Annotated in this window: 34 protein-coding genes; all 34 read left to right on the top strand. The window is 66.9% G+C overall.

Features of this window, described 5'->3' with window-relative positions:
• Positions 1-306: acetyl-CoA carboxylase biotin carboxyl carrier protein (gene accB / locus B5F23_RS05405; protein ID WP_143786365.1), on the top strand; the 306-nt coding region annotated here is incomplete at its 5' end.
• A 10-nt stretch (positions 307-316) separates the two neighbouring features.
• Positions 317-745 carry a 3-hydroxyacyl-ACP dehydratase FabZ gene (gene fabZ, locus B5F23_RS05410; protein WP_087352578.1) on the top strand — a complete coding sequence of 143 codons (429 nt, stop codon included), beginning with the start codon at positions 317-319 and terminating at the stop codon, positions 743-745.
• Between the two features lie 59 nt (positions 746-804).
• Positions 805-2,142 (top strand): acetyl-CoA carboxylase biotin carboxylase subunit, encoded by a 1,338-nt coding sequence (accC, locus tag B5F23_RS05415; protein ID WP_087352580.1) that lies wholly within the window; start codon positions 805-807, stop codon positions 2,140-2,142.
• Positions 2,135-3,856 (top strand): acetyl-CoA carboxylase, carboxyltransferase subunit beta, encoded by a 1,722-nt coding sequence (accD, locus tag B5F23_RS05420; RefSeq protein ID WP_087352582.1) that lies wholly within the window; start codon positions 2,135-2,137, stop codon positions 3,854-3,856. Before accC ends, accD begins: the two co-directional genes overlap by 8 nt.
• Positions 3,844-4,662 carry a DegV family protein gene (locus B5F23_RS05425; protein ID WP_087352584.1) on the top strand — a complete coding sequence of 273 codons (819 nt, stop codon included), beginning with the start codon at positions 3,844-3,846 and terminating at the stop codon, positions 4,660-4,662. Before accD ends, B5F23_RS05425 begins: the two co-directional genes overlap by 13 nt.
• 418 nt (positions 4,663-5,080) lie before the next feature.
• Complete coding sequence (rpsL, locus tag B5F23_RS05430; protein WP_072374142.1) at positions 5,081-5,452, top strand: 30S ribosomal protein S12; 372 nt, start codon at positions 5,081-5,083, stop codon at positions 5,450-5,452.
• 41 nt (positions 5,453-5,493) lie between these two features.
• A complete protein-coding gene (rpsG, locus tag B5F23_RS05435; protein WP_087352586.1) occupies positions 5,494-5,964 on the top strand; it encodes a 30S ribosomal protein S7 in 471 nt (156 codons plus the stop codon).
• Positions 5,965-5,989: 25 nt separating this feature from the next.
• Positions 5,990-8,086: an elongation factor G gene (fusA, locus tag B5F23_RS05440; RefSeq protein WP_087352588.1), complete on the top strand. Its 2,097-nt coding sequence runs from the start codon at positions 5,990-5,992 to the stop codon at positions 8,084-8,086.
• A gap of 39 nt (positions 8,087-8,125) precedes the next feature.
• Complete coding sequence (gene rpsJ, locus B5F23_RS05445; RefSeq protein ID WP_072374151.1) at positions 8,126-8,434, top strand: 30S ribosomal protein S10; 309 nt, start codon at positions 8,126-8,128, stop codon at positions 8,432-8,434.
• A 293-nt stretch (positions 8,435-8,727) separates the two neighbouring features.
• A complete protein-coding gene (locus B5F23_RS05450) occupies positions 8,728-9,435 on the top strand; it encodes a LytR/AlgR family response regulator transcription factor (RefSeq protein ID WP_158096126.1) in 708 nt (235 codons plus the stop codon).
• 2 nt (positions 9,436-9,437) lie between these two features.
• The gene (locus tag B5F23_RS05455) at positions 9,438-10,355 is read left to right on the top strand and encodes a hypothetical protein (RefSeq protein WP_087352592.1); all 918 of its coding nucleotides are present in this window, start codon (positions 9,438-9,440) and stop codon (positions 10,353-10,355) included.
• Complete coding sequence (locus B5F23_RS05460; protein WP_087352594.1) at positions 10,352-11,299, top strand: GHKL domain-containing protein; 948 nt, start codon at positions 10,352-10,354, stop codon at positions 11,297-11,299. The genes B5F23_RS05455 and B5F23_RS05460 overlap by 4 nt, the downstream gene beginning before the upstream one ends.
• A 128-nt stretch (positions 11,300-11,427) precedes the next feature.
• A complete protein-coding gene (locus B5F23_RS05465; protein WP_087352596.1) occupies positions 11,428-13,170 on the top strand; it encodes a hypothetical protein in 1,743 nt (580 codons plus the stop codon).
• Positions 13,171-13,354: 184 nt separating this feature from the next.
• Positions 13,355-15,193, top strand: coding sequence for a hypothetical protein (locus B5F23_RS05470; protein WP_143786366.1), 1,839 nt, complete (start codon positions 13,355-13,357; stop codon positions 15,191-15,193).
• 127 nt (positions 15,194-15,320) lie between these two features.
• Entirely contained in the window at positions 15,321-15,941 is a 621-nt protein-coding gene (gene thrH / locus B5F23_RS05475; protein ID WP_087352600.1) for a bifunctional phosphoserine phosphatase/homoserine phosphotransferase ThrH, read from the top strand.
• Positions 15,942-16,220: 279 nt separating this feature from the next.
• Complete coding sequence (gene rplC, locus B5F23_RS05480; RefSeq protein ID WP_087352602.1) at positions 16,221-16,841, top strand: 50S ribosomal protein L3; 621 nt, start codon at positions 16,221-16,223, stop codon at positions 16,839-16,841.
• 37 nt (positions 16,842-16,878) lie between these two features.
• Positions 16,879-17,505, top strand: a complete 627-nt coding sequence (gene rplD / locus B5F23_RS05485) for a 50S ribosomal protein L4 (protein WP_087352604.1) — start codon at positions 16,879-16,881, stop codon at positions 17,503-17,505.
• Positions 17,505-17,807, top strand: coding sequence for a 50S ribosomal protein L23 (gene rplW / locus B5F23_RS05490; RefSeq protein WP_087352607.1), 303 nt, complete (start codon positions 17,505-17,507; stop codon positions 17,805-17,807). Before rplD ends, rplW begins: the two co-directional genes overlap by 1 nt.
• A gap of 141 nt (positions 17,808-17,948) precedes the next feature.
• Positions 17,949-18,785, top strand: a complete 837-nt coding sequence (gene rplB / locus B5F23_RS05495) for a 50S ribosomal protein L2 (RefSeq protein WP_087352609.1) — start codon at positions 17,949-17,951, stop codon at positions 18,783-18,785.
• Between the two features lie 30 nt (positions 18,786-18,815).
• Entirely contained in the window at positions 18,816-19,076 is a 261-nt protein-coding gene (gene rpsS, locus B5F23_RS05500) for a 30S ribosomal protein S19 (protein ID WP_072374173.1), read from the top strand.
• A 14-nt stretch (positions 19,077-19,090) separates the two neighbouring features.
• Positions 19,091-19,453 (top strand): 50S ribosomal protein L22, encoded by a 363-nt coding sequence (gene rplV / locus B5F23_RS05505; RefSeq protein ID WP_087352611.1) that lies wholly within the window; start codon positions 19,091-19,093, stop codon positions 19,451-19,453.
• Positions 19,454-19,459: 6 nt separating this feature from the next.
• Positions 19,460-20,170: a 30S ribosomal protein S3 gene (gene rpsC, locus B5F23_RS05510; protein ID WP_087352613.1), complete on the top strand. Its 711-nt coding sequence runs from the start codon at positions 19,460-19,462 to the stop codon at positions 20,168-20,170.
• The gene (gene rplP, locus B5F23_RS05515; RefSeq protein WP_087352615.1) at positions 20,170-20,595 is read left to right on the top strand and encodes a 50S ribosomal protein L16; all 426 of its coding nucleotides are present in this window, start codon (positions 20,170-20,172) and stop codon (positions 20,593-20,595) included. The genes rpsC and rplP overlap by 1 nt, the downstream gene beginning before the upstream one ends.
• A gap of 6 nt (positions 20,596-20,601) precedes the next feature.
• Entirely contained in the window at positions 20,602-20,817 is a 216-nt protein-coding gene (rpmC, locus tag B5F23_RS05520; RefSeq protein ID WP_087352617.1) for a 50S ribosomal protein L29, read from the top strand.
• A 17-nt stretch (positions 20,818-20,834) separates the two neighbouring features.
• Positions 20,835-21,101 (top strand): 30S ribosomal protein S17, encoded by a 267-nt coding sequence (gene rpsQ, locus B5F23_RS05525; protein WP_087352619.1) that lies wholly within the window; start codon positions 20,835-20,837, stop codon positions 21,099-21,101.
• A 76-nt stretch (positions 21,102-21,177) separates the two neighbouring features.
• Positions 21,178-21,546, top strand: coding sequence for a 50S ribosomal protein L14 (gene rplN / locus B5F23_RS05530; protein WP_075575863.1), 369 nt, complete (start codon positions 21,178-21,180; stop codon positions 21,544-21,546).
• Between the two features lie 13 nt (positions 21,547-21,559).
• Positions 21,560-21,877 carry a 50S ribosomal protein L24 gene (gene rplX, locus B5F23_RS05535; protein WP_087352621.1) on the top strand — a complete coding sequence of 106 codons (318 nt, stop codon included), beginning with the start codon at positions 21,560-21,562 and terminating at the stop codon, positions 21,875-21,877.
• A gap of 376 nt (positions 21,878-22,253) precedes the next feature.
• On the top strand, positions 22,254-22,814 hold the full coding sequence (rplE, locus tag B5F23_RS05540; protein WP_087352622.1) for a 50S ribosomal protein L5: 561 nt from the start codon (positions 22,254-22,256) through the stop codon (positions 22,812-22,814).
• Positions 22,815-22,879: 65 nt separating this feature from the next.
• Positions 22,880-23,065, top strand: a complete 186-nt coding sequence (locus tag B5F23_RS05545; protein ID WP_075279264.1) for a type Z 30S ribosomal protein S14 — start codon at positions 22,880-22,882, stop codon at positions 23,063-23,065.
• Positions 23,066-23,155: 90 nt separating this feature from the next.
• Positions 23,156-23,554, top strand: a complete 399-nt coding sequence (gene rpsH, locus B5F23_RS05550; protein WP_087352624.1) for a 30S ribosomal protein S8 — start codon at positions 23,156-23,158, stop codon at positions 23,552-23,554.
• 28 nt (positions 23,555-23,582) lie between these two features.
• Positions 23,583-24,119 (top strand): 50S ribosomal protein L6, encoded by a 537-nt coding sequence (rplF, locus tag B5F23_RS05555; RefSeq protein WP_087352626.1) that lies wholly within the window; start codon positions 23,583-23,585, stop codon positions 24,117-24,119.
• A gap of 59 nt (positions 24,120-24,178) precedes the next feature.
• Positions 24,179-24,547, top strand: a complete 369-nt coding sequence (gene rplR, locus B5F23_RS05560; protein WP_087352628.1) for a 50S ribosomal protein L18 — start codon at positions 24,179-24,181, stop codon at positions 24,545-24,547.
• 9 nt (positions 24,548-24,556) lie between these two features.
• Entirely contained in the window at positions 24,557-25,078 is a 522-nt protein-coding gene (rpsE, locus tag B5F23_RS05565; protein ID WP_087352630.1) for a 30S ribosomal protein S5, read from the top strand.
• Between the two features lie 2 nt (positions 25,079-25,080).
• Positions 25,081-25,266 carry a 50S ribosomal protein L30 gene (gene rpmD / locus B5F23_RS05570; protein ID WP_087227327.1) on the top strand — a complete coding sequence of 62 codons (186 nt, stop codon included), beginning with the start codon at positions 25,081-25,083 and terminating at the stop codon, positions 25,264-25,266.
• Positions 25,267-25,273 lie beyond the last annotated feature (7 nt).

Consider the following 25,273-nt stretch of genomic DNA (forward strand, 5'->3'; position numbering starts at 1 on the left):
GCCGCGGCCCCCGCGGCCGCCCCGGCCCCCGAGGCCGAGCCGGCCGGCGACGCGCCGCTCGACATGGCCCACACCACCGCCGTGCGCGCCCCGATGGTCGGCGTCTTCTACGCCGCCCCCGCGCCCGGCGCCGAGCCCTTCGTGCACGTGGGGTCCAAGGTCAAGAAGGGCGAGACCCTCTGCGTCATCGAGGCGATGAAGGTCATGAACGAGGTCACCGCCGAGGCCGACGGCGAGATCGTCGACATCTGCGTGAAGGACGGCGACCTCGTCGAGTACGGCTGCTGCCTCATGAAGATCTACTAGGGAGGCGCACGTGAACAAGGAAGAGCTCAAGGGACTGCTCCCGCACCGCGAGCCCATGCTGCTGCTCGACGAGGCCGAGGTCGTCGACGGCGAGGCCCACGGCAAGATCACCATCACCGGCGACGAGTTCTTCGTCCAGGGCCACTTCCCGGGCAACCCCGTGGTGCCCGGCGTGATCCTGTGCGAGATGCTCGCGCAGAACTGCTGCGTCCTTCTCGCCGACGACCTGGCCGCAAAGGGGGCCACGCCGTTCTACACGAGCCTCGACAAGGTCCGCTTCAAGCACCCCGTCCGCCCCGGCGACACCGTGGAGCTCACCTGCCGCCTCACCAAGGCGCGCGGCCCCTTCCGCTTTGCCACGGGCGAGGCGCGCGTGGGCGACGACGTCTGCTGCGTCGCGGAGATGTCCTTCGCCCTGATGCCGGGCGAGAAGAACTAGGGGCCCGGACCCAAGGCAACCAGCGAGGGCGCCCCCGGGGCGCCGGGAGGGGCACTGCGATGTTCGACAAGATCCTCATTGCCAACCGAGGAGAGATAGCCGTCCGCGTGATTCGCGCCTGCAAGGAGATGGGCGTCAAGACCGTCGCCGTCTACTCCACCGCTGACGCGGAGGCCCTGCACGTGGCGCTCGCGGACGAGGCGTACTGCATCGGCGGGCCGCGCCCCGCCGACAGCTACCTCAACGAGGACGCCATCCTCACGACGGCGCTGCAGTCCGGGGCAAAGGCCGTCCACCCCGGCTACGGGTTCTTCTCGGAGAACGCGCACTTCGCCCGCGAGTGCAAGGAGTGCGGCCTCGTCTTCGTGGGCCCCTCGCCCGAGGTCATCGAGCGCATGGGCGACAAGGACGCGGCGCGTCGGACCGCCCGCGGCGCCGGCGTGCCCATCGTCCCGGGCTGCGACCTGCTCGCGAGCGCCGAGGAGGCCGAGGCCGAGGCCGAGCGCATCGGCTGCCCCGTGCTCATCAAGGCGCGCTCGGGCGGCGGTGGCCGCGGCATCCGCAAAGTCGAGCGCCCCGAGGACGCCGGACGCGCCTTCACCGAGGCCCACGCCGAGGCCGAGGCGGCCTTCGGCGACGGCGAGTGCTACATGGAGAAGTTCGTCTCGCCGGCGCACCACGTCGAGGTGCAGGTGCTCGCCGACGCCCACGGAAACGTGGTCAGCCTCGGCGAGCGCGAGTGCTCCGTGCAGCGCCGCAACCAGAAGCTCATCGAGGAGAGCCCGGCGCCGTGCCTCGACGCGCACCCCGGCGTGCGCGAGCGGATGCACAAGGCCGCGCGCGACCTCACCCGCGCCACCGGCTACGTGGGCGTGGGCACGATCGAGTTCCTCTTTGCCGACGACGGTAGCTTCTACTTCATGGAGATGAACACGCGCCTGCAGGTGGAGCACCCCGTCACCGAGTTCGTGAGCGGGGTCGACCTCGTCAAGTGGCAGCTGCGCGTGGCGTCCGGGGCCGAGCTGCCCTTCTCGCAGGACGACGTCCACATCCAGAACCACGCCATCGAGTGCCGCATCAACGCCGAGACCCCCGAGTTCCTGCCGTCGTGCGGCGACGTCACGATGCTGCACGTCCCGGGCGGCCCGCAGGTGCGCTTTGACTCGGCGCTCTACGTGGGGGCCGTGGTGCCGCCCTACTACGACTCGCTGCTCGGCAAGCTCATCGTCTGCTCGTCGACGCGCGAGGAGGCCATCCGCAAGATGCGCTCCGCGCTCGGCGAGCTCGTGATCGAGGGCGTGGCCGAGAACAGCGAGCTGCACCTGGACATCCTCGCCAACCCCGAGTTCGTGTCGGGCAACTACCACACCAACCTGATGGAGCACCTCTATGAGTAAGCGGGAGAAGAGCGTCAACGCCCTCGAGGGGCCGGCGACCGAGGTCATGGCCGAGATGCCGGAGCGCCACATCCTCGTGAAGTGCCCGGGCTGCCGACGCGTGATCGACCAGTACAAGCTCGTGGCCAACCTCGAGGTGTGCCCGCGCTGCGGGCGCCACCTGCGCGTCTCCGGGCGCAAGCGCATGCGCATCACGGTGGACGCCGGAAGCTTCGTCGAGTGGGACGCCGAGCTTGCCGCCACGGACTTCCTGGAGTTCCCCGGCTACGTGGAGAAGCTCGCCGCCGCGCGCGAGAAGACCCACGAGAAGGACGCCGTGGTCTGCGGCCGCGGGAGGATCGGCGGCCACGACTGCGCCCTGTTCTTCATGAACGCCGACTTCATGATGGGCTCGATGGGAACGGTCGTGGGCGAGAAGATCTGCCGGGTCTTCGAGCGCGCCCTGGAGGAGGGGCTGCCCGTGGTGGGCTTCACCGTCTCCGGCGGTGCCCGCATGCAGGAGGGCACGACCTCCCTCATGCAGATGGCCAAGGTCTCCGCGGCGGTGCGCCGCCACTCCGAGGCCGGGCTGCTCTACGTCACGGTCCTGACCGACCCCACCACCGGCGGCGTCACCGCGAGCTTTGCCATGGAGGGCGACGTCATCATCGCCGAGCCCGGCGCGCTCGTGGGCTTTGCCGGCCCGCGCGTGATCGAGCAGACCACGCACAAGCGCCTGCCCAACGGCTTCCAGCGCTCCGAGTTCCTCGTGGAGCACGGCTTCTGCGACCTCATCGTGGAGCGCAAGGACATGGTGGCCACCCTCGCCGAGCTTCTCGCCCTGCATGCGGGAGAGGCCCCGGCCGCGGGCGCCCCGCACGCGCTTGCCCACGAGGAGCCCCGTCGCGGCCGCGGCGCGCGCCCCAAGCGCTCGCCGGAGCCCGAGAGCGCCTACGACATCGTCAAGCTCACGCGCTCCACGGACCGCGCGACGGCCCTGGAGCTCATCGAGCGCGGGCTTGACGGCTTCGTGGAGCTCCACGGGGACCGCCTCTTCGCCGACGACGCGGCCGTGGTGGCCGGCATCGGCTGGAAGGGCGACCGCGTCCTCACCGTCATCGGCATCGAGCGCGGCAACTCCACCAAGGAGCGCGTCCGCCGCAACTTTGGCATGGCGCACCCCGAGGGGTACCGCAAGGCCCTTCGCCTCATGCGCCAGGCCGAGAAGTTCGGCCGCTCGGTGGTGTGCCTCGTGGACACCTCGGGCGCCTACTGCGGCATCGGCGCCGAGGAGCGCGGCCAGGGCGAGGCCATCGCCACCAACCTCGTGGAGATGAGCGGCCTGCGCGTGCCCATCGTGAGCGTCGTGGTGGGCGAGGGAGGCAGCGGCGGCGCGCTCGGCCTTGCCGTGGCCGACCGCGTGCTCATGCTCGGCAGCGCCGTCTACTCCGTGGTGAGCCCGGAGGGCTGCGCCTCCATCCTCTGGAAGGACGCGAAGCGCGCCGACGAGGCCGCCGCGGCCCTGCACATCACCGGTCACGACCTGGCCGAGCTCGGCCTGGTCGACGGCGTGGTGTCCGACCTGGGCCTCACGCACGCAGAGATCGCCCACGACCTCATGCGAGAGATCGAGCTCTCCCTGGACGAGCTCGAGCAGCTTGACGCAGACGAGCTCGTGGCGCGCCGCTACGACAAGTTCCGCGCGATGGGAGGGAGCCGCATATGCTCGCTCTAGTCACCGACTCGACCTGCGGGCTCACCCGCGAGGAGGCGTCCGAGCTCGGCGTCGACGTCGTCCCGATGGCCTACGTCGCCGACTTCGGCCGGCACAAGGAGGGCTTCGTCGGCGAGAACGGCGACTACGTGGGGCTCTTCTCGTCCAGCCGCCACGTCACGACCGAGGCCGTGCGCGCCTCCGCCTTCGAGCGCGTCTTCCGCAGCCACCTCGACGCCGGCGACGACGTGCTGTGCGTCACGATCTCCTCGCGCCTCTCCGGAACCTTCCGCAGCGCGGAGGAGGCCGCCCAGGCCGTGGGCGGCGACCGCGTTGCCGTGGTCGACTCCTGGCTCACCGCCGGCGCGCTCGAGTTTCTCGTGCGCCGGGCGCGCGCCCTCGCCGACGCTGGCCGCAGCCTCGCCGAGGTGGCAGCCGAGCTCGTCGAGCAGCGCGGAGGAACGAGGATCGTCTTCTCGGTCCCGGACCTCTCGGCGCTCAGCCGCAGCGGCCGCCTCGGCGCGATCAGGCGCGCCGTCGCGACCAAGCTCAACCGCTACCCCGTGATGGCGCTCTCCGAGGGCGGCATCGTCAAGCTCACGGACGGCCGCGGCGCGCGCGGCATGGCCGCGGCGATGGTCGACAGCGTGCCCGAGGGGGCCAGCGACCTGCTGATCTCCCACTTCGGGCCGCGCGGCGTCGAGGCGCGCGAGGTGTTTCTCGCCGCGCGCTCGCGCTTCCCCGAGGCACGCCTGCGCGTGAAGGACGGCGGCCCGGTCCTGGCCGAGCACCTGGGCCTCGGAGCCGTCGGGCTCTCCTGGATGTAGCCCTGGCGTACGCTCTCTTTGCACCGCACTCGATGCCCGCACCCCACAGGTGCGGGCATCTTCATACTCTGGAGCGGGGGAGTGCGGGCCGCCTCTCGACGTCTGGCGAGAAGTGCGGGCTGAGGCCGCCGAGAAGCCCGCACCTGTGGGGTGCGGTCCACAAGTGCGGTCCCCGGTTTCGATCCCCGGGTGCGGTCCACAAGTGCGGTCCACAAGTGCGGTCACGGGCTCGCCCCGACGTTCTTCTCGCCGATGCGTGAAGGAGCGGTGAAGGATGGATACGCCCGGACCCGTGGCGTTTTGACAACAGCGCACAGGCAGCGTAATCTTCATCGTCGCGTCAATCCGGGGCAGAGGTGCTGCTCGGCCCTTGAATACGGGTTAACAGGCACAACGTTAGGTATAGAAGGAGAGAGCTTTGCCTACAATCAACCAGCTCGTTCGCAACGGGCGCGTGAGCGTCAAGTCGAAGTCCAAGAACGCAGCCCTGCAGCACAACCCCCAGAAGCGCGGCGTGTGCACCCGCGTCTTCACCACCACCCCCAAGAAGCCGAACTCCGCCCTTCGTAAGGTCGCCCGTGTGCGCCTCGTGAACGGCATCGAGGTCACCGCCTACATCCCCGGCGAGGGCCACAACCTCCAGGAGCACTCCATCGTCCTGATCCGTGGCGGCCGCGTCCGCGACCTCCCCGGTGTCCGCTACAAGATCATCCGTGGCGCCTACGACTGCGCCGCCGTGCAGAACCGCCAGAAGGCGCGCTCCCGCTACGGCACCAAGCGCCCCAAGTAGTAAGCAGCCACTAATCGTCACCAGCTCTAAGGAGATACAACATGCCGCGTCGTGCAGCAGCCGTGCGTCGTGAGATTCAGCCTGACGCCGTCTACAACAACCGTCTCGTGACCCAGCTCATCAACAAGGTCCTTCTCGATGGCAAGAAGGCCACCGCCGAGCGCATCGTCTACGGTGCCTTTGACATCGTTGCCGAGAAGTCCGGCGAGGACGCCCTCTCCGTCTTCAAGAAGGCCATGGACAACATCCGCCCGACCCTCGAGGTCAAGCCCAAGCGCGTCGGCGGCGCCACCTACCAGGTGCCGATGGAGGTCAACTCCCGCCGCGCCACGACCCTGGCCATCCGCTGGCTCGTGAACTTCTCGCGCGCCCGCAAGGAGAAGACCATGGCCGAGCGCCTTGCCAACGAGATCCTCGACGCCTCCAACGGCGTGGGCGCCTCCATCAAGCGCCGCGAGGACCTCTTCAAGATGGCCGAGGCCAACCGCGCCTTCTCTCACTACCGCTTCTAGTCGCTGACCCGAGGAGAGGTAACTCATGGCAAAGGCCAAGTACAACCTTAAGGACATGCGCAACATCGGCATCATGGCCCACATCGATGCCGGCAAGACCACCACGACCGAGCGCATCCTCTACTACACGGGCAAGACCCACAAGATCGGCGAGGTCCACGACGGCGCCGCCACCATGGACTGGATGGTGCAGGAGCAGGAGCGCGGCGTGACCATCACCTCCGCGGCCACCACGTGCTTCTGGAAGGACCACGTCATCCAGATTATCGACACCCCGGGTCACGTTGACTTCACCTCCGAGGTCGAGCGCTGCCTGCGCGTCCTCGACGGTGCGGTCGCGGTGTTTGACGCCGTCGCCGGCGTCCAGCCGCAGTCCGAGACCGTCTGGCGTCAGGCCACGACCTACGGCGTCCCCCGCATCGCGTTCATCAACAAGTACGACCGCGTCGGCGCCGACTTCTTCCACGCCATCGAGACCATGAAGGACCGCCTGCACGCCAACGCCGTGGCGGCCCAGATCCCGATGGGCTCCGAGTCCAACTTCTGGGGTCTCGTCGACCTGGTCACCATGACCGCGTGGGACTTCAAGGAGGACGCCAAGGGCATGATCTACCCCGAGCCCATGGACGCCATCCCCGACGAGTTCGCCGACCTCGCCGCCGAGAAGCGCGAGGAGCTTCTCGACGCCGCCTCCAACTTCTCCGACGAGATCATGGAGGCCGTGCTCGAGGAGGCCGAGATCCCCGTCGACGACCTCAAGGCGGCCCTGCGCAAGGGCGTCATCGCCGGCGAGCTCAACCTCGTCTTCGTGGGCTCTGCCTACAAGAACAAGGGCATCCAGGAGCTTCTCGACGCCGTCGTCGACTACCTCCCGAGCCCGCTCGACGTTGCCGAGATCGACGGCACCAACCTCAAGGGCGAGGATGAGGTCCGTCACGCCGACCCCAAGGAGCCGTTCTCCGCACTCGCCTTCAAGATCATGACCGACCCGTACGTGGGCAAGCTCACCTACATCCGCGTGTACTCCGGCTCTGCCGAGGCGGGCTCCTACGTCTACAACTCGGTCAAGGACTCCCGCGAGCGTCTCGGCCGCATCCTCGAGATGAACGCCAACGACCGCGTGGACCGCGACGGCTGCTCCGCCGGTGACATCGTCGCCTGCGTCGGCCTCAAGAACACCACCACGGGCGAGACCCTCTGCGACGAGAAGCACCCGATCATCCTCGAGTCCATCCAGTTCGCCAACCCGGTCATCGACGTTGCCGTCGAGCCCAAGACCAAGGCCGAGCAGGAGAAGATGAGCGTCGGCCTGGCCAAGCTCGCCGAGGAGGACCCGACCTTCCAGGTCCACACCGACCACGAGACCGGCCAGACCATCATCGCCGGCATGGGCGAGCTGCACCTCGAGATCATCGTCGACCGTTTGCGCCGCGAGTTCAAGGTCGACTGCAACGTGGGCAAGCCGCAGGTCGCCTACCGTGAGACCGCCGGCAAGGCCGTCATGCACGCCGAGGGCAAGTTCGTCCGCCAGTCCGGTGGTCGCGGCCAGTACGGTCACGCCATCATCGACATGGAGCCCAACGAGGAGGGCAAGGGCTACGAGTTCGAGAACGCCATCGTCGGTGGCGTCATCCCGAAGGAGTACATCCCCTCCATCGACAAGGGCATCCAGGAGGCGCTCGAGAGCGGCGTCATCGCCGGCTACCCGGTCGTCGACATCAAGGTCAAGCTCGTCGACGGCTCCTACCACGAGGTCGACTCCTCCGAGGCCGCCTTCAAGATCGCCGGCTCCATGGCCATCAAGGAGGCCCTGCGCAAGTCCGACCCGATCCTGCTCGAGCCTGTCGAGGAGGTCGAGGTCGAGACGCCCGAGCAGTACATGGGCGACGTCATGGGCAACCTCTCCGGCCGCCGCGGCAAGATCGAGGGCATGGAGGACCGTCGCGACACCAAGGTGATTCGCGCCAAGGTGCCGCTGGGCGAGATGTTCGGCTACGCCACCGACCTCCGCTCCCAGACCCAGGGCCGCGCGAGCTACACCATGCAGTTCGACTCCTACGAGCCCGTCCCGAAGAACATTCGCGACGAGATCGTCGCCAAGAACGGCGGAAACGCTTCCTAAGTCAACGATCACGAGCCCTAGCTCATTTGGAGGTACACAGTGTCAAGCCAGAAGATCAGGATTCGCCTCAAGGGCTACGACCACGAGGTCGTTGACCAGTCCGCGAAGCTCATCGTGGACACCGCTCAGAAGACCGGTGCCCGCGTGTCCGGCCCCATCCCCCTGCCCACCGAGCGCAACCTCTACACGGTCATCCGCTCGCCGCACAAGGACAAGGACTCCCGCGAGCAGTTCGAGATGCGCACCCACAAGCGTCTCATCGACATCCTCGACCCGTCCCCGTCCACGGTCGACTCGCTCATGCGTCTTGACCTCCCGGCCGGCGTTGACATCGAGATCAAGCTCTAGGCCGTAGGCCATCTCGCATCTAGGGGAGCCCCCGACCTTCCTTCGAGAAGTGCGCGCTGCGAAACTTCTCTCCGGAAGGTCGGGGGCTCCCTGCGTTATGGACCACGAGGCCGCCGGGTTTGGGGTGGTGGGTCAATTGTTACGAATACCGTGCCAGATATGACAAACCTGGCGAGAAGAACGTGGGCTGAGCTGCGCCTTTGCGCGGCGTACGACGGCACGGGACGGCCAAACATGCCGGGGGGACGGTAAAATGGCTGCGTGATATGCAAGTTCGCTGGGGGGAGGTATCCATGAGCGTTGTCATCGCAGTCGTTGACGACGTTGCCAGCGAGGCTCGCCAGCTTGCGGACATGGTGCGCCGCTCGCCTAGCGTCGAGTCCCCCGATGTCGTCGAGCTCCTCTCCTCCGAGCAGCTGTACGACTACGCCGCCACCGAGCGCCCGCTCGACGTGCTCTTCGTCGACGTGTGCCTCGGACAGGACAGCGGCATCGAGCTCGTGGGCCGCCTCCAGGCGCGGGGGCGCGTCGCCCAGGTTGTCTACGTGAGCGGATTCGACGAGGCACACACCCGCGTCTACCAGACTCCTCACGCGAGCTTCGTACGAAAGCCGCTTCGCCAGGAGGACGTCGACCTGGCTCTCGAGCAGGCTCTCGCGCGACGCGAGGCCGCTTCGGCCGCCCCGCTCATGCTGCGGCACGACCACGTCGTCGACGTCGTGCGGCCCCAGGACGTCCTCTACGTGGAGAGCGACCGCCGCCACGTCATCATCCACACGCGAACGGAGACGCATCGGGTCTACGGCAAGCTCTCCGAGCTTCTCGCCAGCCTTCCGGCCAGCTTCGTGCGCTGCCACCAGAGCTACGCCATCAACCTGGACTTCGTTGACCGGTTGAGCGTCGAGTTTGTCACCCTCACGTCGGGGGAGTGCATCCCGGTGAGCCGCCGCTGGCGCGCCTCCGTCCGAGAGGCGCTCTTCGCGCGAGTTCGGGAGGGGTAGCCGTGCCCGCCCTGACGGCCTTTGCGCAGGTGTACGCCGCGTTTCTGCCCCAGCTGCTCATCGCCTACGCCTTTCTTGACCGGGCCCTGACGCCCCGTTGGGGCGCTGCGCTGCGCGTGACGCAGGTGGTGGTGGCCGCGCTGCTGGTGCTGCCGGTCGGCGACACCAGCACGGTGGGGACGGTGCTCTTCGTTGGAGTGGCGATGCCGCTCGTGTTCTACAAGGACGACGTACGCTTTCGGCTGCTGGTGGCCGCGCTGCTCACGGTGGTGACGAGCGTGTCGGAGTTTTCGGGCATCGCCGTCTGGATGGTCGCCACGGGGTGGGCGGAGTCCAACTCAGTCGTGGAGTCGCTGGCGCACTACCCCGCGCACGTGGCGTCGTCGCTTTTCTGCGCCGCCGTCAGCGCGCTCACGCTGTGGGTGTTTCTCAGGCAGCTTGCCGTGGTGCGGGCCCGCCTCCACGGCCGCGAGCTCACCCTCGTGGGGTTTCTCGTCTTGCAGGCCGCCTCGATCAACCTCTTTGGGAAGGCGATCATGCTGGGCTCGCCTGACGACGCCCCCATCTTCTGGGGAGCCGCCGTCCTCGGGCTGCTCTGCCTTGCGGCGGACGTCGAGGTGCTCCGTGCGGTTGGGCGCCTGCGCCTGAGGGAGCTCGAGGCCCGTCGCGTCGCTCGGATGTCTTGGGCCGTGGAGGAGCTCTCCGCCGGCGCCAGGCGCGAGATGGGCGCGCTCGAGGAGGTCGCCATGCTGCGTCACGACGCGCGCAACCACCTCCAGGTCCTGACGTCGCTCATCGAGCGCGGTCAGCGCGGAGAGGCCGCGTCCTATGCCCGCGCCCTCTCCGCCACCCTGTCATCTCGCGGCGAGAAGAACGCGGCCTCCGGCGGCGCGCCTGGCGACGTGGGGAGCGAGCCATGACGCGGATACTTGCCGTCTGGGTCACGGGGCTCGCCGCGGGCGCCCTCGTGCTGATTACGCTGGCGCTGCTGCGGACGCTGGCCCCGGTCTCGGGGCGCAGGCGCGCGGCGTGCCTGCTGTGCCCCACAAGCCAGATTCTCGTGACGTGGTTCGTGCACGTGGCTGTCTACGAGGGTCGCATCGACGAACTGGCCTCGCTCGCCGTCGCCGCCTGCACGGCTGGGTGCACCGTGCTGTGCGCCGCGCTGCTGCGGGCCCTCGTGGCGGCGGAGGGTGCCGAGGCGGTGGCCGAGGAGGCGCACGTCATGGAGGACGTCCTGGCGGCCCAGCGTGACCAGGCGCGCTCGCTGGCGCGGGCGCGCGACTCTGCCTCCGCGCTCCGCGAGCGCGCGGTTCGGACGCTGGACGGGGTGGCCGAGGCGCTCGAAGGCGGGAGTGACGAGCGGGCGCTCGAACTGCTGGGCGTAGGCGAGCGCTCCCTGCGCGCCCCGGAGCGCACCGCGTGCGCGCAGCCCGCGGTGGCAGCGCTGCTGGCCGCAAAGGCGGAGCGTTGCGCGGAGCTGGGGATGCGCTGGGACTGTCGCGTCAACCTTCCGGCGCGCCCGGACGTCTCGAGCGTGGCGCTCTGCATGGTCTTCTCTAACCTGCTGGACAACGCGGTGGCGGGCGCGCAGGCGTCTGGCGTGCCCGAGCCCTTCGTCCGCGTTCGAGCCCACGTGGCCCACGGGCTTCTCGCCGTGCGGGTCGAGAACCCCTGCGCGCCGGGATCGACGTCCGCGGCGCCGCGCCCGGGCGCGGGCAGTCTTCCCGAGCACGGCTGGGGCCAGCGCATCGTGGCCTCCGTCGCGGCGTCTCACGACGGAGACTTCCGCTTTGGCGAGAAGGACGGCGTCTGGCGCGCCGACGCGATCCTGCAGCTGGGAGAGGGGCAAGACGAGGCGTGAGGCATCACGCTCGCCCGTCTCGCCCGTCAAGTTTGACATGTGAGCCGTCAAGTGTGACAGCGCTCTTGAACCGGCATGCCCCGCGGGTCTAAAAACAGCCTGTATGCTGCCTGAAAGAGGGGGTACCCATGAAGCAACTGACGATGAGGAGGGCCCTTGCCGCACTGGCCCTCGTCGTTGCTGTGCTCGGCCTGGCAATCGTCCCGACCCTTGCTCGCGCCGAGGAGGGAGAGGCGGCTGCGACAGGTGATGTCGCGCTGGCCTCAGCGGAAGGGGCAGGTGACGATGCCCCGGACCTGAGCGGGACCTATCGCGTGACCTTTGACTACGGCGATGCGCGTATCGAGATCAATGATGGCCAGCAGACCTCGGGCTTCTGGTTTATATACACGGACGCGGAAGACCTGACATCAAAGGCCGACACGCTCAACGGCATCATTCAAGATAACGTTGCCGGGACGTTTTACGAAGGTTACACGGCACCCATGCTGTCTGGCGGAACGGGGACCTTCTTGGGCTGGGCAACATCTCCGAACGTCTCGTTTGACAAGGTGCTGGAGCCGAGCGACTTTGCGTATCTCGAGTCCGAGGGCTACTACAACCTGACGGTGACGGCGCGCTGGGGTGTTGAGTCGTCCGGCGGCGAGGAAACGCTGACGAGCTTCAAGATCGGGAACGGCGACATCTCTCTGGACGGGGTGGATGCATACCAGGTTCGCGTCCCCACGACGAGGCTGGTCTGGGAGGCGAATGCTGGGGCGGACTTCGAGGTTATCTCAGTTGCCGTTGCGGATTCCGAGGTTGCATCTGCGCAAAGCTATACGGATCAGATTACCGGGGAGACGGTGTGGAGCGTCGTTCCGGGCGTGGTCGGCGGGACGACGACGCTGACCGCAGTTGCTGTGGATGGGAGCAACCCCAACCTCAAGTTTGAGGACACAGTTACCGTCACCTGCACGCCCGGCGAGGGCTGGGTCCCCGCGCAGGACTTCACCATCGGGGAGGACGGCGTTCTCACGGTGCCGCTGTCCTGGGCGGACCTTGGCGGCTATAGCCTCTTTGACTGGGACTTCATGGAGGCGGTCCACTACGACCTGAGCGTCACCGTTGACGACCCAAGTGTCGCGCGAGTCGAGGGCTACGGGTACTCAATCACGCCCCTCAAGACTGGGACCACCACCATCACGGTGACGATTACCGACAAGTTCTACGGCGGGACCAAGTCCGCAAAGGCGACGCTTGCCGTGACGGACGGCCCGGCGATGACTGTCATCTCCAACGAGCAGGGGGCGACGCTCTCGCACGAGGCGAAGCTGGTCGACGATGGCTTTGACGGAACCTACAACGATGACAGCACGTGGCGCGAGCTCGACCTCGTGACCGAGTGGCTGGGCGGCGAGGCTGCCTCGGCCGCGGGAGACGCCATCAACGCCGCGGTCTCCGGGGTCAGCTCAATGTACGTCTACGACATCCATCTCGAGGAGTATGGTCAGGTCTTCGAGATTCCCGAGGACGACTCGGTGACAGTGACGCTTCCGCTGCCTGAGGGCATGGAGCCCGACGGCGTGCGCGTCTTCCACGTGGCCGACGACGGCACGGTCACGGACATGGGCGCCACGGTCGACGCCGAGGCCCGCACGGTGACGTTCACGACCACGCACTTCTCGACCTTCGTGATCGCGCGGGTCGGGACCGCGACCACGACGCAGCCCGCGGGAGAGCAGACCAAGCCCTCCGAGGTTGAGAAGACCGACAAAGCCGAGGCCGTTCCGGCGACGGGCGACCCGGGCAGCGCGGCCGCCCTGCTCGCGGCAGGCTCCGGCGCGGCGGCGCTCCTCGGCTCCCGCGCGCTCCGCAGGCGTCGCGGCTAGCGACTACACGGCGTAATCGAGGCGCCCCGAGCCGCCAGGCCCGGGGCGCCTCTTCGTATGCGCTCGCCCTTCTCGCCCGCCAAGTTTTACAGGGGAGGGGCCAATATTGACGTCCCCCTTGAGCGGGTGGTCGCCTACGGGATAAAACCATTCTGCACGCTATCTGAAAGATGGGGGTCATGTAATGAGGTCGAAGACAGGAAGATGGGGGCTCCCCACGCTGCTCTGTGCGCTGCTGCTTGCCGTGTGCGTTGCGTGCGGCGTGGCCCCGGCTACCGCCCGCGCCGATGAGGCGAGCGGGTCGAATGGTCCGGACGTGACGCTCTACGTGGTGGAGAACTGCGCGGAATGCGGCGGCGCCCATGCGGGCGACTACCAGCTGCTGGGCGGTCGCGAGATCTGGAACAGCCGCATCGACTACGTCTCCGTTGACGAGGGCGCGGGCGTGGTCGCGGCGGAAAAGGTGCTTGAGGGGTACGACGAAGGGGGCGTCGCCTTCCATCGGGTCAAGGTCTCCTCCCTCAAGCCGGGAACGGCGACCGTCTCCGTGCACTACGTCGACCGCGAGGGAAACCCCAACTCCGACGTCAACTACATCACCGTTGAGGTCAAGTCCGTGAGCGACCCCGCCGATCTGCCGGAGACCTATTCCACGTCGAGCGTCAAGCGCTACGCGATCGACATGGCCGACCCCTTCGGCGGCCTCTCTGACGCCTGGATCACCTCGGACAAGATCATGAGCCAGTCCGTTCTGGACACCATCGCCGAGAACCCTGAGCTTGACTACGAGCTTGGCGAGAGCGTCATGCTGGGCGACGGGCAGGACTACACGTTCATGGGCTGGGCCCACGACGGCCACTCGATGGAACTGGGCTCTGTGCCTTCGGAAGACGCGTTCAGCAACGTCTCTGCGGCGTTCTCCGAGGGGGCGTTCACCCACTACTACGACTGCCCCATCAGGGCAACCTGGAACCCCAACCCGGAGACCGGCGTGTACGAGCCCTGGGCTCCCGGCTCGGGCAACGAGCTGCTGCCCTACGTCCGTACGGCGGACGACTCGATCCTCTCCTTCGTGGACATGCCCGAGCTCGGCGAGTGGTACCGACTCGATTTCAAGTGCTCTGACGGCGTTGCCTACAACGGCACGGTTGGCGGCGGCTCGAGCCGCACTATGACGATCGAGCGCACCTTCCTGGACGCCGACGACCCGCTCTTTGACGCGAACGCCTACACGGAGGGCCCGGTCTGGGTCCGTGGGGACAACGGCGGCGACTGGACCTCCGTCATGTTCACCATCCCGGCCACCGGGGGCGTGAACTACCGCCTCGAGCCGGCGGACGCGGGTACCGTGGCCGTCAACAGCGTCGGCGACGGCATGCTTGGCCTGCGCGTGCAGCTCGACAAGCCCGCTACGCTCGTGGTTGAGCCGTCCGACACGGTGACCATCTCCAACGAGTCCGGTGCCACGCTCACCGTGCCGGCTACCTCGAGCGACCCCAACTTCTATCACTGGCTCACGCTCGAGACCGCCTGGCTTGATGGCGACGCCGCCCAGGAGCCGTTTGACGCGCTCGTCTCTGCGGTGGACGGCGTGACCAAGGCCTACGTGTATGACATCAGCCTGGTCGGGCCTGGCGGCGTGGCCGTCCAGCCGCTCGAGGGTGACGCGGTTGCCGTGACCCTGCCCATCCCTGAGGGCCTCTCCGCCGAGGGTCTCCACGTCTTCCACGTGGCCGACGACAGCACGGTCACGGACATGGGCGCCACGGTCGACGCCGAGGCCCGCACGGTGACGTTCACGACCACGCACTTCTCGACCTTCGTGCTCGCCAACGTGGGCGGCCAGCCCGACGGCGATGCTGTCCCCGAGACCAAGCCCGCGGGCGAGAAGAACGTGGCGGAGCCCTCCGACGAGGCGGTGCCTGCCACCGGTGACGCCGGCAGCGCGGCCGCCCTGCTCGCGGCAGGCTCCGGCGCGGCGGCACTCCTCGGCTCCCGCGCGCTCCGCAGGCGTCGCGGCTAGCGCCCGCAACACCACCCCGAACCGCGCCCCCGGAGACGTTGCGCTCCGGGGGCGCGTCTGTTTTCAAGTGGAAACGTGGGCGCGCTATGATGGGCGCGTCGTGCGGCGCCAACGAAAGGACGTCCCCATGAACATCGTCTGCCTCGACCTCGAGGGCGTGCTCGTCCCGGAGATCTGGGTCGCGTTCTCCGAGGAGTCCGGCATTCCGGAGCTCGCGCGCACCACGCGCGACGAGCCCGACTACGACAGGCTCATGGAGTGGCGTCTCAAGATCCTGCGCGAGCACGGGCTCGGCCTGGCGCAGATCCAGGAGGTCATCGAGCGAATCGACCCGCTTCCGGGCGCGCGTGCGTTTCTCGACGCGCTGCGCGAGCGCACCCAGGTCGTGATCATCAGCGACACCTTCGAGGAGTTTGCCCGCCCGCTCATGGCAAAGCTCGGCTGGCCTGCGCTCATGTGCAACTCGCTCGAGGTGGCGCCGGACGGCACCATCGTCCGTCACCTCATGCGCTGCGAGAGCTCCAAGCTCACCACCGTGCGCGCACTCCAGTCCTGCGGGATGGAGACCATTGCGGCCGGAGACTCCTTCAACGACCTGGCGATGATCCGTGCGAGCAAGGCGGGCTTCCTCTTCCGCAGCACGCCCGAGATCCGCGAGGCCAACCCCGACCTCCCGGCGTACGAGCGCTACGAGGACCTTCTCGCCGCGATACTCGACGCGCGGGGGAAGGGTGCCGTCACTGCTTAAGAACCCGGGACAACCCCGCATTCCTAAGCGGCGCGGCGAAGTGCCCCGCCCCATGGATACGCCCGGCGACGCGGAAAACGCAGCCGCAGCTCAGAGGCCACAAAAAAATTGCGAAGACATTGTGAATTCGCACGTGCACGTGTAGACTAGACAGGCTGCGCTAATGGGGACACGTGTGTCGAGTCCCCGGAGGGGCAGCAGATACAGGACGTGGTCCGCTGGGGACGGGCGCATGGGGCGCCTGAAGAAGCCCATGACCACCGGAGGTTAGGAAAGAGCATGGTCAGCACGATCCTTGGCCGCAAGCTTGGGATGACGCAGATCTGGGACGAGAACGACAACGTCGTGCCCGTCACCGTCATCCAGGCTGGCCCCTGCACCGTCTCGCAGGTCAAGACGAAGGCGACCGACGGCTACGACGCCGTCCAGATCGGCTTCGGAGACATCTCCGCCAAGCACGTCAACAAGCCCATGGCCGGCCACTTCAAGGCCGCCGGCGTCGAGCCGATGCGCTACCTGCGCGAGGTCCGCGTCGAGAACGGCGAGGAGCACAAGACCGGTGACGTGGTCACCGTCGCCGACTTCGCCGACGTCAAGGCCGTCGACGTCATCGGCACCTCCAAGGGCAAGGGCTTCCAGGGCACCGTCAAGCGCTGGAACTTCTCCCGCGGCCCCATGACCCACGGCTCGCGCAACCAGCGCCGTCCGGGCTCCATCGGCCAGTGCGCCTACCCCGCGCGCGTCCGCAAGGGCCTGCACATGTACGGCCACATGGGCGACGAGCGCGTCACGGTCAAGAACCTCAAGCTCGTCCGCATTGATGCCGAGCAGAACCTCATGCTCGTCAAGGGCGCTGTCCCCGGCGGCAAGAACGCCCTCGTCCAGATCCGCATGGCCTAAGTGCCAGGAAAACTCTTAGGCTAACAAGGAGGACAGAATGTCCAAGTACGCTATCAAGAACGTCGAGGGGGCTGAGGTCGGCCAGGCCGAGCTCTCCGCCGACGTCTTCGGCATCGAGCCGAACATCCCCGTCGTCCACCAGGTCGTGGTCTGCCAGGACAGCTGCGCTCGTCAGGGCACCCACTCCGTGAAGAACCGTCACGACGTCTCCGGCGGCGGCGCCAAGCCGTACCGTCAGAAGGGCACCGGCCGTGCCCGCCAGGGCTCCACGCGCGCCGCGCAGTGGACCGGCGGCGGCGTCGTCTTCGGCCCCACCCCGCGCACGCACAACAAGCGCATCAACAACAAGATGGTCAAGCTGGCCATGCGCTCTGTGCTCTCCGGCAAGGTCGCTGACGAGGAGCTCGTGCTCGTCGACGCCCTCTCCTTCGAGAAGCCCTCGACCAAGCAGGCCGTGGCCCTTCTCGGCGCCCTCGGCATCGCCGAGAAGCGCGTGACCGTCGTGGTCCCCGACGACGACATCAACACCTACCTGTCGTTCCGCAACGTGCAGGGCGTCAACGTGATCGGCGTCTCCGAGGCCACCACGCGCACCCTGATCGACAACGGCGCCCTCGTCATGACCACCGACATCGCGAAGAAGCTCGAGGAGGTGCTCGCATAATGAACTCCGTCTACGACGTGATCATCCGCCCGATCGTCTCCGAGCGTTCCTTCGACCTCATGGAGCAGGGCAAGTACACCTTCGAGGTGGCCAAGACCGCTCCCAAGGAGGAGATCGCCGCCGCCGTGGAGAAGCTCTTCGGCGTCCACGTGGTCAAGGTCAACACCATGAACGTCTCCGGCAAGAAGAAGCGCGTCCGCTACCAGACCCCTGGCACCACGCGCTCCTGGAAGAAGGCCGTCGTGACCCTCGCCGCTGGCGAGACGATCGAGATCTTCGGCAGCCAGCAGGCCGCCGAGTAGCTTCGGCACTCCGCCCGGGCCCCCGGAAGGGGGTTCGGGCTTGCATGCCGCGCACGATGGATACGCGCGGTACCGTGGTAATCCGGTGTCACCCGCCACTCCCTGAGCGGGCTGGCCAACGGAAAAGAAGGGAAAGAGTCAATGGCAGTCAAGCACCTCAAGCCCACGAGCGCCGGCAGGCGTTTCCAGACGGTCTCGGACTTCTCCGAGATCACCTGCACCACGCCCGAGAAGTCCCTTCTCGAGCCCCTGCCCAAGAAGGCCGGCCGCAACAACAACGGCCGCATCACCACCCGTCACCAGGGTGGCGGCCACAAGCGTCAGTACCGTCGCATCGACTTCAAGCGCCGCAAGGACGACGTCCCGGCCAAGGTCGCCACGATCGAGTACGACCCCAACCGCTCCGCCCGCATCGCGCTTCTCCACTACGTTGACGGCGCCAAGGCCTACATCCTGTGCCCCGAGGGCCTGCACGTGGGCGACGTCGTCCTCTCCGGCACCAAGGACGTGGACATCAAGCCCGGCAACTGCATGCCGCTCTCCGAGATCCCCGTCGGCACCCTGGTGCACGCCGTCGAGTTCCAGCCCGGCAAGGGCGCGGCCATGGCCCGTGCCGCCGGCACCTCCGTCCAGCTCATGGGCAAGGACAACGGCTACGCCGTCCTGCGCATGCCCTCCTCCGAGCTTCGCCGCGTCCTGCTGACCTGCCGCGCCACCATCGGTGAGGTGGGCAACGCCGACCACTCCAACATCGTGATCGGCAAGGCCGGCCGCAGCCGCTGGAAGGGCGTCCGCCCGACCGTCCGTGGTACCGTCATGAACCCGGTCGACCACCCGCACGGCGGCGGCGAGGGCAAGAACCACACCTCCGGCCGTCCGTCCGTGACGCCCTGGGGCAAGCCGACGAAGGGTTACAAGACGCGCGACCCGAAGAAGGCCTCCAACCGCCTGATCATCCGTCGCCGCAAGTCCAAGTAGCCGCAACACGAGTAGTAGGAGATAGAAAGCATGAGCAGAAGTCTCAAGAAGGGCCCGTTCGTGGAGACTCGCCTCCTCGCGCGTGTCGCCGCTCAGAACGAGGCCGGCACCAAGGAGGTCATCAAGACCTGGTCGCGCTCCTCGACCATCTTCCCCGAGATGGTTGGTCACACGATCGCCGTCCACGACGGCCGCAAGCACGTGCCCGTGTACGTCACCGAGTCCATGGTCGGGCACAAGCTGGGCGAGTTCGCCCCGACCCGCACCTTCCGTGGTCACAAGGAAAAGTAGGGGAGTGTAAGTAGATGCCTCAGAACACCACCACCAACGAGGTCCGCGCGACCGCCAAGTACGTGCGCGTTGCTCCGCGCAAGGCTCGCGCCGTCGTCTCGCTGATCCGCAACCTCCCCGTTGCCAAGGCCCTCGAGGTCCTGCAGTTCTCGACCCGCGCCGCCTCCGTCGACGTGGCCAAGGTCCTGCGCTCCGCGATTGCCAACGCCGTGAACAACAACAACCTGCGTGAGGACGACCTCTTCGTGAAGCTCGCCTACGTTGACGAGGGCCCCACGCTGAAGCGCATCCGTCCGCGCGCCAAGGGCTCCGCGTCGCGCATCAACAAGCGCATGAGCCACATCACCGTCGTCGTCGCTCCCCGAAAGGAGGCGTAAGCGAGCATGGGTCACAAGGTTCAGCCGACCGGCTTCCGTCTCGGTATCACCGAGGAGTGGCGTTCCCGCTGGTACGCCGATAAGAACTACGCCGAGACCCTCGGCAACGACCTCGCCATCCGCTCCTACCTCGAGAAGCGCCTCGCCAAGGCCGCCCTCTCCCGCGTGGACATCGAGCGCGCCGGCGACAAGGTCAAGGTCACCATCTACACCGCCCGCCCGGGCATCGTGATCGGCAAGAAGGGCGCCGACATCGACGTCCTGCGCTCCGACCTCGAGAAGGTCGCCAAGGTCGCCAAGGGCCAGGTCTCCGTCGACGTCGTCGAGATCAAGCGTCCCGAGCTCGACGCCAACCTCGTCGCCCAGTCCGTGGCCGAGCAGCTCGAGCAGCGCGTCGCCTTCCGTCGTGCCGTCCGCAAGGCCGTCCAGTCCGCCCGCAAGGCCGGCGCCAAGGGCATCCGCATCCAGTGCTCCGGCCGCCTCAACGGCGCCGAGATGGGCCGTCGCGAGTGGTCCCGCGAGGGTCGCGTGCCTCTGCACACCCTGCGTGCCGTGATCGATTACGGCACCTCCACCGCTCGCACCACCATGGGTGCCTGCGGCGTCAAGGTTTGGATCTACCTCGGCGAGAAGCTGCCCGGCCAGGCCACCCCGCGCCCGGCTCTCGAGGGCTCCTCGCGTCCTCGCCGCGGTCGTAACGAGAGGAGGGGCCGCTAATGCTCGCACCTAAGCGCGTTCTTCACCGCAAGGTTCAGCGCGGCTCGATGAAGGGTCACGCCAAGGGCAACACCGAGCTGCACTTCGGCTCCTACGGCATCCAGGCGCTTGAGGCCCACTGGATCACCAACCGCCAGATCGAGGCCTGCCGTGTCGCCATGACCCGTTACATGAAGCGTGGCGGCAAGGTCTGGATCACCATCTTCCCGGACAAGCCGATCACGAAGAAGCCGGCCGAGACCCGCATGGGCTCCGGCAAGGGCAACCCCGAGGAGTGGGTGGCCGTCGTCAAGCCCGGCCGCATCATGTTCGAGATCGACGGCGTCGCCGACGAGGTGGCTCGCGAGGCCCTGCGTCTTGCCCAGCACAAGCTGCCCATCAAGACCAAGATCGTCGCCCGCACCGACCAGGACGGGAAGGAATAGCCAACAATGAAGTACAAGGACATTCAGGCCATGAGCGACGAGGAGCTCGCCAAGAAGCTCGAGGAGGGCCGCGCCGAGCTCTTCAACCTCCGCTTCCAGATGGCCACGAGCCAGCTTGACAACACGGCTCGCGTCAAGACCGTGAAGAAGGACATCGCGCGCGTCCTCACCGAGCAGCGCGCCCGTCAGATCGCCGCGGAGAAGTCCGCCGCCCAGAACTAGATCGCAGGAGAATGACTATGGCTGAGACCGAGAAGAGGAACGCGCGCAAGGTCGTCACCGGGACGGTCGTCTCCATCTCTGGCGACAAGTCCATCACGGTGAAGATCGACTACCGCAAGCGTCACCCCAAGTACGGCAAGATGATGACCATCTCCAAGAAGCTTCACGCCCACGACGAGAAGAACGAGTGCGGCATCGGCGACCTCGTTACCGTCATGGAGACCCGCCCGCTGTCCAAGACCAAGCGCTGGCGCCTGGTCGAGATCGTCGAGCGCGCCAAGTAAGTATCAGTGACGAGCCATCCCACGTGTGCGGCGCGTCTGCGCACACCTCTGGGAGGGCAGGTTCGGAGGAACACCAATGATTCAGATGGAGACCATGCTCAACGTCGCTGACAACAGCGGCGCCCGACGCGTGAAGTGCGTCAAGGTCCTCGGTGGCTCCAAGCGTCGCTACGCCGGCCTGGCCGACGTCATCATCGGCGCCGTGCAGGAGGCCACTCCCGGCGGCTCGGTGAAGAAGGGCGACATCGTTCGCTGCGTCATCGTGCGCACCACCAAGGAGACCCGTCGCAAGGACGGCAGCTACATCAAGTTCGACCAGAACGCCTGCGTCCTGGTCGACAAGGAGGGCGAGCCCAAGGGCACCCGTATCTTCGGGCCCGTCGCTCGCGAGCTCCGCGACCACAAGTACATGAAGATCGTCTCGCTCGCGCCTGAGACGCTCTAGGGAGTGAGGACGAATGGCTAAGATGCACGTGAAGAAGGGCGACAAGGTCGTCGTCCTCTCCGGTAAGGACAAGGGCAAGGAGGGCACCGTCCTCGTCGCCAAGCCCTCTGAGGGCAAGGTCGTCGTCGAGGGCGTTGCCATCGTCAAGAAGGCCACCCGCCCCAACGCCCAGAACCAGCAGGGCGGCATCGTGGAGAAGGAGGCCGCCATCGACGCCTCCAACGTCATGGTGGTCTGCCCCAAGTGCGGCAAGCCCTCTCGCATGGGCCACGCCGTGAACGCCGAGGGCAAGAAGGTCCGCGTCTGCAAGAAGTGCGGCGCCGAGTTCTAAGAGCTCGGCCCTAGAGACCTTTCGGGAACCTCCCGGATTTCCTACGAGAAGTGCGCTTCGCGAAACTTCTCTCCGGAAATCCGGGAGGTTTCTTGCGTGTTGCTCGGCCGAGCCCTCTTGTCGCCGCACTGGTCTGTGCTCAGGGGGTCTGGGCAGAGCGTGCGGAATGTGGACATCCCGCGATGTGAGAAATCAACTGGAATTTCTGTGGACGAAGGCATAACATGTTTCCTTGCGTCTGTGGATAGGGAGAGTTCTGTCTCGACGGAACGGTCCTTCTCGCCGGCGCGCCAGACAGGCTCCCGGCCCCGCCAAGGTCGGGAGGCACGAGGTTGGAAACCCCGTGCTGAGAACCCCATGAGTTGAAGGAGTGAACATGGCAGACGAGAAGTACGTCCCCCGTCTCAAGGAGCAGTATTTCGCCACCGTGCGTGACGAGCTCCAGAAGCAGTTTGGCTACAAGAACGTCAACCAGATCCCGAAGATCGAGAAGATCGTCGTGAACATGGGCGTTGGCGAGGCCGCCACTGACGCCAAGGCCATCGACGGTGCCGTCGCCGACCTGCGCGCCATCACCGGCCAGCAGCCGCTCGTGACCCACGCCCGCAAGTCCATCGCCACCTTCCACCTGCGTGCCGGCATGCCCATCGGCGCCAAGGTGACCCTGCGCGGCGACCGCATGTGGGAGTTCCTCGATCGCCTCATCTCCATCGCCATCCCGCGCATCCGCGACTTCCGCGGCATCTCCCCGAAGAGCTTCGACGGCCGTGGCAACTTCTCCATGGGCGTGACCGAGCAGCTCATCTTCGCCGAGATCGACTTCGACAAGATCGACCACACCCGCGGCATGGACATCACCATCGTGACCACCGCTCAGACCGACGAGGAGGGCAAGGCGCTGCTCAAGGCCTTCCACTTCCCGTTCAAGGCTGAGTAGGTCAGATAAGCGAGCAACGGTGACCCGGCGCCGCCGGGCACCAGGAGCACTCTGAAGGAGGATTTGTGGCTAAGACTTCGATGATCGTCAAGGCTCAGCGCGAGCCGAAGTTCTCGACGCGCAAGCAGAACCGCTGCCAGCGTTGTGGGCGTCCCCACTCCGTCTATCGCAAGTTCGGGCTGTGCCGCGTCTGCTTCCGCGAGCTTGCGAGCAAGGGCGAGCTTCCGGGCGTCCGCAAGGCCAGCTGGTAGGACGCAGGGGCTCTCGCGTCCAGGCGCTCGCGCTACGGGTGCGGGCGAACCGGACACGCAGGTTCATCATTACCGAAGGAGAAGGATCCAATGAAGATTACTGATCCCATTTCTGACATGCTGACGCGCATCCGCAACGCGAACGCAGCCAACAAGGCCGAGGTGTCCATGCCCTCGACCAAGGTGCTCGTCGAGGTTGCCCGCGTCATCTGCGAGGAGGGCTACATCGCCGGCTACGAGGTCGAGGACACGACCCCGCAGAAGACCCTCCACATCACCCTCAAGTACGGCGCCCGCCACGCCAAGGTCATCCGTGGCATTCGCCGCATCTCCAAGCCGGGTCTGCGCATCTACTCCACCGCCGACAAGCTCCCGCGCGTCCTCGGCGGCCTCGGCACCGCCGTCATCTCCACCTCCAAGGGCATGATGTGCGACCGCGACGCCCGCAAGATGGGCATCGGCGGCGAGGTCATCGCCTACGTCTGGTAACTCTCGGCAGGAATGAAAGGAGACTGACGTGTCTCGAATTGGTAAGCAGCCTGTCCAGGTTCCGGCCGGAGTCACTGTGACAGTCGATGGCAGCACCGTTACCGTCAAGGGCGGCAAGGGCGAGCTCACCCGCACCTTCTCCGATCTGGTCAAGATCGAGCAGGAGGGCGAGGAGCTCCACGTGGTCCGCGTTGACGAGACCACCGAGTCCAACGCCCAGCAGGGCCTCACCCGCACCCTTCTTCACAACATGGTCGTGGGCGTGTCCGAGGGCTTCGAGAAGAAGCTCGAGCTCACCGGCGTCGGCTACCGTGCCACGCTCAAGGGCAGGGACCTCGACCTCTCCCTGGGCTACTCCCACCCCGTGATCTACGCGGCTCCCGACAACATCACCTTCGAGGTGCCCGACAACACCCACATCACGGTCAAGGGCATCTCCAAGGAGCAGGTCGGCCAGGTTGCCGCCGAGATCCGCATGAAGCGCCCGCCCGAGCCGTACAAGGGCAAGGGCATCCACTACGAGGGCGAGCACATCCGCAGGAAGCTCGGCAAGGCTGCCAAGTAGCCCTAAGGCCAGCAAAAGACCATCACCCCGTCAGGTGATGGCACGTCTAAGGAGAAGGAATGAACAAGCAGCAGGCGAAGAAGGCCGGTCTCAAGCGCCGCGAGCGCCGCGTCCGCGCCAAGATCTTCGGCACCGCTGAGCGTCCGCGCCTCAGCGTGCACCGCACCAACGCCAACATCTACGCCCAGGTCATCGACGATGCCGACGGCAAGACCATCTGCTCCGCCTCGACCCTCGACCCCGAGTTCCGCGCCACGGGCAAGCTCGGCTCCAACAAGGACGCCGCGACCTTCGTGGGCGAGCTCGTCGGGAAGCGCGCCGTGGAGAAGGGCGTCTCCGAGGTCACCTTCGACCGCGGTGGTCGCATCTATCACGGCCGTGTCAAGGCTCTGGCAGACGGTGCCCGCAGCGCGGGCCTGAAGTTCTAGGAGGATTCAATGGCACGTGATCGCAAGCGCCAGCAGGACACGGACCTTCAGGAGCGCGTCGTCTTCATCCACCGTGTTTCCAAGACCGTCAAGGGTGGCCGTCGCATGTCCCTCGTGGCCCTCGTCGCTGTCGGCGACGGCAAGGGCAACGTCGGCCTCGGCATGGGCAAGTCCGCCGAGGTGCCCCTGGCCATCCAGAAGGGCGTCGAGGACGCCAAGAAGAACATGTTCAAGGTTCCCGTGACCGAGCACGGCACCATTCCGCACGCCGTCGAGGGCCACTACGGCGCCGGCCACGTTCTGATCAAGCCGGCCATCGAGGGTACCGGCGTCATCGCCGGCGGCCCCGTCCGTCCGCTCTTCGAGCTCGCCGGCATCACCAACGTGCTCTCCAAGTCTCTCGGCACCAGCAACGCGATGAACATCATCAAGGCCGCCGCCGAGGGCCTGAAGGAGCTCTCCAGCCCCGCCGAGACCGCCGAGCGTCGCGGCCTCACGGTCGGCGAGATGTTCGTCGGGAAGGAGAACTAACCATGGCTCAGTCCCTCAAGATCAAGCTCGTGCGCAGCGCCGTGGCCTCCGTCAAGAAGGACCAGACGGCCACCTGCCGCGCCCTCGGCCTCCGCAAGATCGGCGACGTCGTCGAGCAGCCGGACAACCCGAGCATCCGTGGAATGATCTTCAAGGTCAAGCACCTTGTTGTCGTGGAAGAGAACTAGGAGTCAC

The sequence above is a fragment of the Olsenella sp. An188 genome, from assembly GCF_002160255.1.
Lineage (GTDB): Bacteria > Actinomycetota > Coriobacteriia > Coriobacteriales > Atopobiaceae > Thermophilibacter > Thermophilibacter avistercoris.